This window comes from Acidisoma sp., assembly GCF_035492295.1.
Lineage (GTDB): Bacteria > Pseudomonadota > Alphaproteobacteria > Acetobacterales > Acetobacteraceae > Acidisoma.
In genome coordinates this window covers 40,783-52,177 of sequence record NZ_DATJJK010000149.1, presented here as the reverse complement: position 1 = coordinate 52,177, position 11,395 = coordinate 40,783, and the positions used below count along the sequence as shown (strand labels likewise).

The following is an 11,395-nucleotide window of genomic DNA, read 5'->3' as shown; positions in this document are numbered from 1 at the left end:
CTCGCGGCCTTCCTCGACCATGTCGCCCTGGTCATGGAGAATGAGGAAAGCAGCGAGACCGATCGCGTCAGCCTGATGACGCTGCATGGCGCCAAGGGGCTGGAATTCGACACGGTCTTCCTGCCCGGCTGGGAGGAGGGGTTGTTCCCCAGCCAAAGGTCCATGGACGAAAGCGGCCTCAAGGGGCTCGAGGAGGAGCGCCGCCTTGCCTATGTCGGCATCACGCGCGCCCGGCTTCGTGCCATCATCAGCCACGCCGCCAATCGCCGCATCTACGCCAATTGGCAGTCAAGCGTGCCGAGCCGCTTCATCGAGGAACTGCCGTCCGAACACGTCGCCCAGAGCGGGACCGCGGGGCAGGAACGGCAGCAGCGGATGAACGCGCCGCCGATCTTCACCGGCGCCTTCCCCCTTGCCGCAAGCCGTCCGAGGCAGGCCCCCGGCGCCTGGGAACAGACCTCCCGCCCGCCGCGAAAAGAGACGATTCCGGTGGGCAGCCGCGTCTTTCATCAGAAATTCGGCTACGGCACCGTCCTTGCCGTGGACGACAACCGCCTTGACATCGCCTTCGAGAAGAGCGGCGAGAAACGCGTGCTCGATACGTTCGTGGAACCTGCCTGATGGCCCGCCGTGCAACCCCGCTCGAAACCGTCTCGCTGCTCGTGCCGGAGGAGGCGCTGCCCTTCTACGAGCAGGCGCTGCTGTCCGTCTGTCCGACCGTCGGTTTCTTCCGGGACGAGGATGAGGGGCCCTGGCGGCTCGAAGCCGTGAAGCCGATCGGCGACCGCGATGATGAGCTTGCAACGGCCCTGATGCTGGCCGGCGCATTGTCCGGCGTGGAGGTTATGGTCGAGCATGTGCCCACGGAAGCCGAAGGCTGGCTTGCCCGCAATCTCGAGCAATTCCCCGAGCAGTTGATCGGTCGACACTTCGCCGTGCGCGGCACGCATGAAACGGCGCCGCTCGTCCAGGGCCGCCACACGCTGACCGTCGATGCCGGCCTCGCCTTCGGCAGCGGCGAACATGGCTCAACCCGCGGCTGTCTGCGGGCGCTGGAGTTCATGGCGCACCGCCGGCCACAGCGGATCCTCGATCTCGGCACCGGTTCCGGCATCCTCGCGATGGCGGCGGCCAAGCTTCTGAAGCGGCCCGTCATCGCGACCGATATCGACCCCTGGTCGGTGCGCGTCACCCAGCAGAATGCGGCGCTGAACGGGGTTACCCGGATGATCAGGGTGTCGCTCGCGGATGGCTGGAAAGGCACAGCCACCCGTGCCGGTGCGCCCTATGATCTCGTCTTCGCCAATATCCTGGCCCGTCCGCTCTGTTCGATGGCCTATCCCCTCTCCCAGCATCTCGCACCCGGCGGCCGCGCGATCCTGGCCGGGCTTTTGGCGACGCAGGAGCGCATGGTGCTCGCCGCCCACCGCCGGCAGGGCCTGGTTCTCGAACGCCGCTTCCCCGAGGGACAGTGGAGCGCGCTGTTGCTCCGCAAGCCATGAGCGCCCTCGCGCATCACAACCGCTACGATTATGCGCCGATCACGGCGCGGCCGGATTACGATTGGCCGGGCGGCCAGCGCCTCGCCATCTATCTCGGCATCAATCTCGAGCATTTCGCTTTTGGCGAGGGACTGGGCGCCGAGCTCGCCCCCGGCGGCCCGCCTCCGGACGTACTCAACTACGCCTGGCGGGACTACGGCAACCGCGTCGGCATCTGGCGCATGCTGCAGCTTTTCGATGGGCTGTCCCTGCCAACAACCGTGCTGCTCAACAGCAGCCTCTATGATTACTGCCCGGAGGTGGTGGCCGCGTTCCGCACCCGCGGCGACGAGATCGCGGGCCATGGCCGCACCAATTCCGAACGGCAAAGCCTTCTGCCCGAGGCCGAGGAAACGGCGCTGATCGCCGAAGCGACGGCGGCGATCCGCCGGAATGAAGGGGTCGCACCGATGGGCTGGCTCAGCCCCTGGATCGCGGAAAGCGCCGTCACGCCCGATCTGCTGGCGGAGGCCGGCTACCAGTACACGCTCAACTGGTGCCATGACGATCAGCCGACCTGGCTGCGCACGCGGAGCGGAAAGCCGCTCCTCTCCGTGCCCTATCCGCAGGAAGTGAACGACATTCCGGCGATCGCCGTGCGCCGCATGGGCGCTGCGGAATTCGCTGACATGATCGTGGACAATTTCAACGAGATGCTGGAGCAATCGGTGGAGCAGCCCCTCGTCATGGGCATCGCACTCCATCCCTATATCCTGGGCCAGCCCTATCGCCTGCGGCACCTGCGCCGGGCGCTCGCCCATGTGGCACACCCGCGTGACCGGGTCTGGCTGTGCCGCGCCGGGGACATCGCGGATCATGCGGCCCGGGTTCTGCCCGCCCCGCCCCAATGAAAAGGGCAGGTCCGGATCAGACCTGCCCTTTCAGACGCATGAGCGCTTCGGCATTACCGGGCGTCGCGAGCGGCCATCGAAAAGATGGAGCGGATTTCGCTGCGGTTCAGGCCGATGTCGGCGAGTTCGCGGTCGCTGAGGCGGTCGAGCTCATTGATCACGGCGCTGCGGCGGCCGAGATCACGGACCCACTGGCCCATGCGCAGAACGGGCGCGCTGAAGCGGTTGAGACGACCCGCGGAGCCACGCGCTGCCGAGGCGGTGGAGGAAGTGTTGATGAAGGCGTTCATCGGAATATGTCCTTAATACGACGGCCACTTTTCTTTCTCGGGCCGTTCGCTGAATCGGCATATAGCAATGCCGCAGCGCAAAATGTTGCGGCAAGAAGATCAGGCTGACATGCAAGCCGAGCATGATCACGCCAAGGTTATGAAGCAGACACATATCTTTCACGAAAGCTACGCCATGCTGACTTTTTCCGGCCGTCTTGCCGCACTGCGCACCGTCTTCCCGGAGGTTGGAATAGACGGTTTCCTGGTGCCCCGGTCGGATGAGCATCTCGGCGAATACGTGCCGGCGGGTGCCGAGCGCCTGGCCTGGCTGACCGGCTTCACCGGGAGTGCCGGGCTCGCCATCGCACTTGCGGAACGGGCAGCGATTTTCGTGGACGGGCGCTATGTTCTGCAGGTGCGGCAGGAGGTGGACGGCACGCTCTGGGATTATCGCCACGTGACGGACGAGCCGCCGGCCGACTGGCTGAAGGAAGCGGTACCCGCGGGTGCTCGCATTGGCTATGATCCGCTTCTCATCGCCGAGGAGACGCTCGACCGGCTGATCCGCGCGGTGCCTGCCCTCACCTTCGTGCCGCTCCCCGAGAACCCCATCGACCGCATCTGGCAGGATCAGCCGCCGCCGCCCAAGGCCGCGGTCTCCATTTATCCGGCGGCCTTCGCCGGACGGTCGGCCGAGGAAAAGCGAGCCGAGATCGCCGGCATCCTGAAGGCAGCCGGCGAGGATGCCGCCGTCATCACCGATCCCCCGGCGATTAATTGGCTGCTCAACATTCGCGGCGCCGACGTGCCCTTCGCGCCGCTCGCCCTCGGCTTCCTCATCCTCCGCGCGGACGCCACGGCGACCCTCTTCATGGCGCCGGAGAAGATTTCCGACGAGGTGCGCCTGCATCTCGGCAACACGGTGAGCCTCGAACCGCGCGCGGCACTCGGTACGGCACTCGATGCATTGAAGGGTCTGCGCGTACGCGTCGATTCCCAGGCCTCGCCCGTCTGGTTCGCACAGCGTCTGCGCGCGGCCGGCGCCGAGGTCATTGCCGGGCCAGACCCGATCGCGCTGCCGAAAGCCTGCAAGAACCCGGTGGAGCAGGACGGTGCCCGCCGCGCCCATGGGCGGGACGCCATCGCCCTCTGCCGCTATCTGCACTGGCTGTCGGAGAACGGCAAAACCGGGACGCAGACGGAAATCTCTGCCGCCGCCGCGCTCCTCGCCTTCCGGGCCGAGGCGCCGGAATTCCGCGAGGAAAGCTTCCCGGCCATTTCCGGCGCGGGTGAGAACGGCGCCATCATCCATTATCGCGTCTCGCCCGAAAGCAACCGCCGGCTCGCGCCGAACGAGGTCTATCTCGTCGATTCCGGCGCTCAGTACGAAGATGGGACGACGGACGTCACCCGGACCATCTGGACCGGGCCGGATAGGCCGCCGGCCGCTCTGAAGGATCGCTTCACCCGCGTTCTGAAAGGCCATATCGGCATCGCGACCCTGCGCTTCCCGCAAGGGGTCGCGGGGGCCCATCTCGATGCCTTCGCCCGCGCGCCACTCTGGCAGGCCGGGCTCGATTACGACCACGGCACGGGCCATGGCGTCGGCGCCTATCTTTCGGTGCATGAGGGTCCGGTGAGCCTGTCTCGCGCGGCCCGGCCCATCCCCCTCAAATCGGGCATGATCCTCTCCAATGAACCGGGCTACTACCTGCCGGGCGCTTACGGTATTCGCCTTGAGAATCTGCTCATCGTGCAGCCCGCCGCGGCCCAAGCCGACGGCGTGAAGCCTTTCCTGGAGTTCGAGACCATTACCTGGGCCCCCTTCGACCGCGCGCTCATCGAGACGGCGCTGCTCACCCCTGCCGAACGCCAATGGCTGGACGGCTATCATGCGGAGGTGTGGCGCCGCGTCGGCCCGCAGCTCACCGGCGCTGTCGCCACCTGGCTCGCCTCTGCCTGCGCGCCGCTGTAGCCAGCCTTGCCTACCATTCTGCAGGTTCTCCCCGCACTCGACAGCGGCGGCGTCGAGCGGGGAACGGTCGAGATGGTCGAGGCGATCGCGCGGCAGGGCTGGACCCCGCTGGTCGCGAGCCAGGGCGGGAGGCTCGTGCCCGCTGTCGAACGCGCGGGCGGGCGGCACATCGCCCTGCCGCTGAAAACCAAGACCCCATGGGGCATCTGGCGCAATGCCACCACCCTTGCCCGGTTGATGCGGGAAGAGCGCGTGGATCTCGTCCATGCCCGTTCCCGCGCGCCTGCCTGGTCAGTGCTGAAAGCCTGCCAGGCCACCGGCATTCCCTTTGTCACTACCTACCACGGCGCCTATTCGGAGGGATCGCGCAGCAAGCGCCTGTACAACAGCGTCATGACCCGCGGTGCCCGCGTCATCGCGGCAAGCGGCTTCATCGCCGATCTCGTCCGTCGCCAGCATGGCGTGACGGAGGAAAAGCTCCGCCTCATTCCGCGCGGCATCGACCCCGCGGTTTTTGACCCCCATGCGGCACTCGGCCTGCGCGTCGGACGGCTCGCCCAGGCCTGGGGCCTGCCGGAAGGGGCGCAGGTCGTGCTGCTGCCCGCCCGCGTGTCACGCTGGAAGGGGCAGAGCGTGCTGATCGAGGCGCTGAGCCTGCTCAAGCGGCCCAATCTCTTCGCGGTCTTCGTGGGCTCCGACCAGGGGCGCCACACCTATGTGCGCGAGCTGCTCGATCAGGCGGCCGCGCAGGGTGTCACTCGCCAGATCAAGTTCGTGGGTCATTGCGCGGACATGCCGGCGGCACTTCTTCTCGCGGATGTCGTCGTCAGCGCCTCGACCGAACCGGAGGCCTTCGGCCGTGCCGTAATCGAGGCCCAGGCCATGGAACGGGTCGTGATCGCGGCGGGCCACGGCGGCGCCGCCGAGACGATCACCGATCAGGAGACAGGGCTTCTCGTCCCCCCCGGCGATGTGCAGGCGCTCGCCGGAATGATCGCCGCGGTGCTCGATGCACCGGCAGAGGCCCGGCAGGAGATGGGCGAGCAGGCTCGCGCCTCCGTTCTCGCCCATTACACGATCGCCGCCATGCAGGCCGCGACCATCGCCGTGTATGAGGAGGTGCTGGCGAGCCGATCATAACCGGCTCGCCGCGCCCGTGTTCCGGGATGAGGACCGGAGCGAAATCAGGCCTCGCCTGAATCATCCCGGAAATAGGGCTCGACCGGTCCGTTCACCTTCATGGTGAGCGGATTGCCATGACGATCGACCGACTTGCCGACCGAGAGCCGCACCCAACCCTCGCTCACGCAATATTCCTCGACATTGGTTTTCTCGGCGCCCTTGAAGCGAATGCCTACGCCGCGCTCCAGCGCGGCTTCGTCGAACCAGGGGCTTTTGGGATTGACGGAGAGGCGGTCAGGAGGAGTGTCGGTCATGGATGGGGCCTTTGATGACGAAGCACGATGACTGAATGGCGCCGGAGGGTCAGAGGCCGCGATCAGCCAGGAACGCCTTGAACGCCTCGGCGTAGTCGGGATGCCAGCGGGACAACGGCGGACGGTTTTCGACAATGTCCATCGCCGCCCACAGCATCCGGGCATTGTCGAGGTCACGCGTCACGTCATTGTCCGGGCACATGATATAGAAGTCGCCCGCTTCCATCCGCTCAACCATGAAGGAGACGACCTGCTCCGGGCTCCAGGCGCCGGGCGGCTTGGTATCCACGCGGGCGCGCGTGAGGCCGGTGAAGGTAAAGCCCGGAACCAGCAGATGTGCCTGCACCTGACAGTCGCGCTGGCTGCGCAGCTCATGCGCCAACGCTTCCGTCACCACCTTCACGCCGGCCTTGGAGACGTTGTAGGCGGTATTGCCGGGCGGGCAGGTGATGCCCTGTTTGGACCCCGTGTTGACAATGACCGAGGGCGCATCCTGCGCGATCATGGCCGGTGCGAAGGCCTGGCAGCCGTGGATGACACCCCAGAGATTAACCCCAAGGATCGCGTCCCAGACGGCCGGATCGCCGAAGAGCCCGCCGGCGCCTTCACGCCCCGCATTGTTCATGAGGAAATGCACCGCGCCGAAGGCCCTGAAAGCCTCGTCGCGCAAGCGCTCCACAGCCTCGCGGCGGGATACATCCGTGGGCAGCGCCATCACCCGTGCCTGGCCCGCGGAACTTAACCGGGCTCGCGCCGCCTCCAGCGCCTCGGCATTGGCATCGGCGAGGCAGAGGTGCATGCCCTGGGCCGCGCAATAGTCGGCGGCGGCAAGACCGATGCCGCTCGCGGCGCCGGTGATGACGGCAACACGCCCGGGCTGGAAGACGGGATGCGTGGACGCAGACTTCTCGGTCATGGCGCTCACCTTTTCTCTCTATGTTCCTGAAGCTTCTAGTCTAACGCGGGTGGTTGGAGCATCAAAACCGGCTGCTTGGGCGCCCCAAACGGAAAAGGGGCGTCCGGCTCATGACCGGGCGCCCCTTGTTCTTCAACCGCCCCGGAGGGTGGATGCTTATTCGGCCGAGGCGGTCTCGCCCAGGATCTCGACCCGGCCACCGGCCGCCTCGATCGCCGCCACCGCCGTCGCGGAAGCGCCGGAAACCGAGATCGTGATCGCTCGGGTCACCGCACCGCGGCCGAGCAGACGCACGCCCGACATCTTGGCGAGGTTGACGACACCGGCTTCCACGAGATTTGCCTCGGTAATGGTCTGAGCAGCGTCGAGCACACCCGCGCCAACCGCGTGGTCGAGCAGGTCGAGGTTCAACGGCGCATAGACCTTGCGGGTCGGGTTCTTAAAGCCGCGCTTGGGCAGACGACGATAGATCGGGAGCTGACCGCCCTCGAAGCCGTTGAGGGACACGCCCTCACGCGCCTTCTGGCCCTTCACGCCCTTGCCCGACGTCTTGCCCTTGCCGGAGCCGATGCCGCGGCCGAGCCGCTTCGACTTGGGACGCGCGCCGGGATTATCGCGCAGTTCATTGAGCTTCATGGTTCAATCCTTAAGGTCTGACCGGGGTCAGGCCTTTTCCACAACCTTCACCAGATGGGCGACCTTGTTGATCATCCCGCGCACCGAGGGAGTGTCCTCCAGCTCGCGCACACGACCGATCTTGTTCAGGCCGAGCCCGATCAACGTCGCCTGCTGGCCGGGCTTCTGCCCGTTGCCAGAGGTGATCTGCTTGACAGTGATCGTACGATCAGACGGCATCTGCCACCTCCGCGGTCTCGCGCTTGCCCAGGATGTCCGACACCTTCTTGCCACGGCGGGCGGCGACGGAGCGCGGGCTTGCGCAATGCTGCAAGGCGTCGAAGGTCGCCTTGATCATGTTGTGCGGGTTGCGGCTACCCATGGACTTGGCGACGACGTCACCGATGCCCAGGGTCTCCAGCACCGCGCGCATCGGACCGCCGGCGATGATGCCGGTGCCCGCCGGGGCCGCGCGCAGAATGACCTGCCCGGCGCCGAAATGGCCCAGCGCGTCATGATGCAGCGTGCGGCCTTCCTTCATCGGCACGCGGATCAGGTTACGCTTCGCCCGTTCCGTGGCCTTGCGGATCGCCTCGGGGACTTCACGCGCCTTGCCGGCGCCGAAACCCACGCGACCCTTCTGATCACCGACCACAACCAGGGCGGCGAAGGCGAAACGACGGCCACCCTTCACCACCTTGGCAACGCGGTTGATGGTCACCAGCTTGTCGATGAACTCGTCACTATGCTCGCGCTCGCGCTCACGCCCGCCGCGGCCGCCTTCTCTCGGTTCCCGTGCCATTGCTTCGTTCCCCTTAGAAGGCCAGACCGCCCTCACGGGCGGCTTCGGCCAGAGCTTTCACGCGACCGTGGTAGAGATAGGACCCACGATCGAAGACCACTTCCTTCACGCCAGCGGCAAGAGCGCGCTCGGCCAGAAGCTTGCCCACGGCCGTCGCGGCATCCTTGTCCGCGCCGGTCTTGAGATCGCGGCGCAGATCGGCCTCGATCGAGGACGCGGTTGCGAGCGTGCGGCCCGCCACATCGTCGATCACCTGCGCATAGATATGCTTGCTGGAACGAAACACCGACAGCCGTACCCGGCCACCGGACTTCTGGCGCAGCTGGAAGCGAAGCCGCTCCCGGCGACGCACCCGGAGATCCTGGTTCGCGCTCATTACTTCTTCTTACCTTCTTTACGGCGGATGGTCTCGTCGGTGTAACGAACCCCCTTACCCTTATAGGGTTCCGGCGGACGCTTCGACCTGATCTCGGCAGCCACCTGGCCGACGAGCCGCTTGTCCACGCCTTCGACCTTGATCGACGTCGGCTTCTCGCAGGTGATCTTGATCCCTTCCGGGATCGGGTAGATCACGTCATGCGAATAGCCGAGGTTGATGACCAGGTTCGGACCCTGAACCGCTGCACGATAACCGGTGCCGGTGACTTCCATGGACTTCGAGAAGCCGGCGGAAACGCCCTTCACCATATTGGCGACGAGCGCCCGCGTCGTGCCCCACATCATGCGGGACGGCGCGGCCTTCGACTTCGGCTCGACGGTCACCCGACCGTCAGCAACCGTCGTGTCCACCAGTTCGGTCGAGAGCGGCAGCGTCAGTGTGCCGAGCTTACCCTTGGCGGTCAGGATATTGTTGGCGATGGCCACATCAACCCCGGCGGGGATGGTGACCGGATACTTACCTACGCGCGACATTTCCCAGCCCCCCTTAGAAGACCCGGCAGAGGACTTCGCCGCCGACATTGGCAGCGCGGGCCTCTTGGTCACTCATCACGCCACGCGGCGTGGAGAGAATGGAAACGCCGAGGCCGCTATAGACCCGGGGCAATTCCTTGATCTTCGAATAGACGCGGCGGCCGGGGCGGGAGACGCGGGTGATCTCCTTGATGACCGGCTGGCCCTCATTGTACTTCAGCTCGATGCGCAGCTGGGAAATACCCGGCCGCAGTTCCTCGCTCGAGAAGCCACGGATATAGCCCTCACGCTTCAGAACATCGAGAACGTTCGCACGCAGGCGCGAATTCGGCGCGATGCAGACGGTATGGTTGGCTCGCTGCGCATTACGAATGCGTGTGAGCATATCCCCCAAGGGATCGGACATGGACATCGGTGATCCCTTTCCTTACCAGCTAGCCTTGACCATGCCGGGAATCTGCCCGGAGCTGGCGAGGTCGCGGAGCGCAATACGGCTCAGGCGGAATTTGCGATAGTTGGCGCGCGAGCGGCCCGTGAGCTCACAGCGCAGGCGCACGCGGGTCGCAGACCCGTTGCGCGGCAGCTGCGCGAGCTTCACGGACGCTTCGAACCGGTCTTCAACCGGCAGCTCGCGGTCCTTAACGATCGCCTTCAGAGCCGCACGCTTCGCCTTGTCGCGCGCAGACATCTGCATGCGCTTGGCGTTGCGGTTGACCTGGGAAGTTTTGGCCATCCTGTTTTACCCTCCGGAACCTATCGGCCCACCGCAGGAGCGGTGGCCGTGGTTTTCCAAATCTCGTCGAATTAAGCTCAGTTCGCGAACGGCAGCTCAAAGGCCTTGAGTAGGGCCTTGGCTTCCGCATCCGTCTTTGCCGTGGTCACGAACACGATGTCCATACCCCGAACCGCGTCCACCTTGTCGTAGACGATTTCCGGGAAGATGATCTGTTCCTTGACGCCCATGGCGAAATTGCCGCGGCCGTCAAAACCCTTGCCGGTGATGCCGCGGAAATCGCGGACGCGCGGCAGGGCGATCGTGACCAGGCGGTCGAGGAACTCGTACATCCGGGCAGAGCGCAGCGTGACCTTGCAGCCGATCGGCAGACCCTTGCGGATCTTGAAACCGGCGATGGCCTTCTTCGCCACCGTCTTGACCGGCTTCTGACCGGCGATCAGCGTCATTTCAGCAACCGCCGCGTCCAGCTTCTTCTGGTCGGCCGCCGCTTCGCCCACGCCCATGTTCAGGACGATCTTCTCGAGGCGCGGCAGCTGCATCGGGTTCGTATACTTGAACTCCTCCTGCAGCTTGGCGCGCACCACCTCGTTGTAATGCGCATGCAGCCGCGCCATAGCCTTAACGTCGCTCACCCTTTAGCCTCCTCAGCTTTCGATGAGAGCGCCGGTCTTCTTGGCGACGCGAACCTTGCGGCCGTCCTCCAGAATCCGGAACCCCACCCGGGTCGGTTGATCGCTCTTCGGATCGATCAGCATAAGATTGGACAGGTTGATCGCGCGCTCACGCCGAACGAGGCCACCCTGCTCACCCATACGGGTCGGCTTCTGGTGCTTCACGGCGACAGCAACACCCTCAACGACGGCGCGGTTCAGCTTCGGCAGAACCTGCGTCACCTCGCCCCGCTTGCCGCGATCGGCGCCAGTGATGACGACGACGCGATCACCCTTACGAATACGCGCGGCCATGATCAGATCACCTCCGGCGCGAGGCTGATGATCTTCATGAACTTGCGGGCGCGCAGCTCGCGCACGACGGGCCCGAAGATACGCGTGCCGATGGGCTCGTTCTGCTTGTTGATCAGAACGGCCGCATTGCGGTCGAAACGAATGGCGCTGCCATCGGCACGGCGCACGGGGTAGGAGGTGCGCACGATCACAGCCTGGTGCACGTCGCCCTTCTTCACCTTGCCGCGCGGAATGGCATCCTTCACCGCGACGACGATGACGTCGCCCACGGATGCGGTCTTGCGCTTCGAGCCGCCGATCACCTTGATGCACTGCACGCGGCGGGCACCGGAATTGTCGGCAACGTCGAGGTTGGTCTCAGGATGAATCATCGC

The 11,395-nt window shown here is 65.6% G+C and carries 18 protein-coding genes; 5 read left to right on the top strand and 13 right to left on the bottom strand.

Annotated features, from left to right (window positions below; translation table 11 throughout):
* From VL752_RS10795 to VL752_RS10785, 3 genes are all read left to right on the top strand, one after another.
* Positions 1 to 621 (top strand): 3'-5' exonuclease (locus VL752_RS10795; RefSeq protein WP_325354996.1); only part of this gene is annotated, 621 nt, incomplete at its 5' end.
* Positions 621 to 1,502 carry a 50S ribosomal protein L11 methyltransferase gene (locus VL752_RS10790; RefSeq protein WP_325354994.1) on the top strand — a complete coding sequence of 294 codons (882 nt, stop codon included), beginning with the start codon at positions 621 to 623 and terminating at the stop codon, positions 1,500 to 1,502. The genes VL752_RS10795 and VL752_RS10790, both read left to right, overlap by 1 nt.
* Positions 1,499 to 2,392 (top strand): polysaccharide deacetylase family protein, encoded by an 894-nt coding sequence (locus VL752_RS10785; RefSeq protein WP_325354992.1) that lies wholly within the window; start codon positions 1,499 to 1,501, stop codon positions 2,390 to 2,392. Before VL752_RS10790 ends, VL752_RS10785 begins: the two co-directional genes overlap by 4 nt.
* Positions 2,393 to 2,445: 53 nt before the next feature.
* On the opposite strand, the gene VL752_RS10780 is transcribed toward VL752_RS10785, so the two are convergent.
* Entirely contained in the window at positions 2,446 to 2,682 is a 237-nt protein-coding gene (locus VL752_RS10780) for a DUF1127 domain-containing protein (protein ID WP_325354990.1), read from the bottom strand.
* A 175-nt stretch (positions 2,683 to 2,857) separates the two neighbouring features.
* On the opposite strand from VL752_RS10780, the gene VL752_RS10775 reads away from it, so the two are divergent.
* Both VL752_RS10775 and VL752_RS10770 read left to right on the top strand, forming a co-directional pair.
* Positions 2,858 to 4,639, top strand: a complete 1,782-nt coding sequence (locus VL752_RS10775) for an aminopeptidase P family protein (protein WP_325355004.1) — start codon at positions 2,858 to 2,860, stop codon at positions 4,637 to 4,639.
* 6 nt (positions 4,640 to 4,645) lie between these two features.
* A complete protein-coding gene (locus tag VL752_RS10770; RefSeq protein WP_325354988.1) occupies positions 4,646 to 5,779 on the top strand; it encodes a glycosyltransferase family 4 protein in 1,134 nt (377 codons plus the stop codon).
* 44 nt (positions 5,780 to 5,823) lie between these two features.
* On the opposite strand, the gene VL752_RS10765 is transcribed toward VL752_RS10770, so the two are convergent.
* The 12 genes from VL752_RS10765 to rplN all read right to left on the bottom strand — a co-directional run bounded on the left by VL752_RS10765 (position 5,824) and on the right by rplN (position 11,392).
* Positions 5,824 to 6,075, bottom strand: coding sequence for a DUF3297 family protein (locus tag VL752_RS10765; protein WP_325354986.1), 252 nt, complete (start codon positions 6,073 to 6,075; stop codon positions 5,824 to 5,826).
* A gap of 49 nt (positions 6,076 to 6,124) precedes the next feature.
* Complete coding sequence (locus tag VL752_RS10760) at positions 6,125 to 6,991, bottom strand: SDR family NAD(P)-dependent oxidoreductase (protein WP_325354984.1); 867 nt, start codon at positions 6,989 to 6,991, stop codon at positions 6,125 to 6,127.
* Between the two features lie 156 nt (positions 6,992 to 7,147).
* On the bottom strand, positions 7,148 to 7,627 hold the full coding sequence (rplO, locus tag VL752_RS10755) for a 50S ribosomal protein L15 (protein ID WP_325354982.1): 480 nt from the start codon (positions 7,625 to 7,627) through the stop codon (positions 7,148 to 7,150).
* 27 nt (positions 7,628 to 7,654) lie between these two features.
* Positions 7,655 to 7,846 carry a 50S ribosomal protein L30 gene (rpmD, locus tag VL752_RS10750; protein WP_325354980.1) on the bottom strand — a complete coding sequence of 64 codons (192 nt, stop codon included), beginning with the start codon at positions 7,844 to 7,846 and terminating at the stop codon, positions 7,655 to 7,657.
* The gene (gene rpsE, locus VL752_RS10745; RefSeq protein WP_325354978.1) at positions 7,836 to 8,408 is read right to left on the bottom strand and encodes a 30S ribosomal protein S5; all 573 of its coding nucleotides are present in this window, start codon (positions 8,406 to 8,408) and stop codon (positions 7,836 to 7,838) included. The genes rpmD and rpsE overlap by 11 nt, the downstream gene beginning before the upstream one ends.
* A gap of 13 nt (positions 8,409 to 8,421) precedes the next feature.
* Positions 8,422 to 8,784: a 50S ribosomal protein L18 gene (gene rplR / locus VL752_RS10740; protein ID WP_325354976.1), complete on the bottom strand. Its 363-nt coding sequence runs from the start codon at positions 8,782 to 8,784 to the stop codon at positions 8,422 to 8,424.
* Entirely contained in the window at positions 8,784 to 9,320 is a 537-nt protein-coding gene (rplF, locus tag VL752_RS10735) for a 50S ribosomal protein L6 (protein WP_325354974.1), read from the bottom strand. Before rplF ends, rplR begins: the two co-directional genes overlap by 1 nt.
* 13 nt (positions 9,321 to 9,333) lie before the next feature.
* Positions 9,334 to 9,732: a 30S ribosomal protein S8 gene (gene rpsH, locus VL752_RS10730; protein WP_325354972.1), complete on the bottom strand. Its 399-nt coding sequence runs from the start codon at positions 9,730 to 9,732 to the stop codon at positions 9,334 to 9,336.
* Between the two features lie 15 nt (positions 9,733 to 9,747).
* Complete coding sequence (rpsN, locus tag VL752_RS10725; RefSeq protein ID WP_325354970.1) at positions 9,748 to 10,053, bottom strand: 30S ribosomal protein S14; 306 nt, start codon at positions 10,051 to 10,053, stop codon at positions 9,748 to 9,750.
* A 77-nt stretch (positions 10,054 to 10,130) separates the two neighbouring features.
* On the bottom strand, positions 10,131 to 10,670 hold the full coding sequence (gene rplE, locus VL752_RS10720; RefSeq protein ID WP_408863106.1) for a 50S ribosomal protein L5: 540 nt from the start codon (positions 10,668 to 10,670) through the stop codon (positions 10,131 to 10,133).
* 30 nt (positions 10,671 to 10,700) lie between these two features.
* Positions 10,701 to 11,021 (bottom strand): 50S ribosomal protein L24, encoded by a 321-nt coding sequence (gene rplX / locus VL752_RS10715; RefSeq protein WP_325354966.1) that lies wholly within the window; start codon positions 11,019 to 11,021, stop codon positions 10,701 to 10,703.
* A 2-nt stretch (positions 11,022 to 11,023) separates the two neighbouring features.
* Positions 11,024 to 11,392 carry a 50S ribosomal protein L14 gene (gene rplN / locus VL752_RS10710; RefSeq protein ID WP_227307413.1) on the bottom strand — a complete coding sequence of 123 codons (369 nt, stop codon included), beginning with the start codon at positions 11,390 to 11,392 and terminating at the stop codon, positions 11,024 to 11,026.
* Between the last annotated feature and the right edge of the window lie 3 nt (positions 11,393 to 11,395).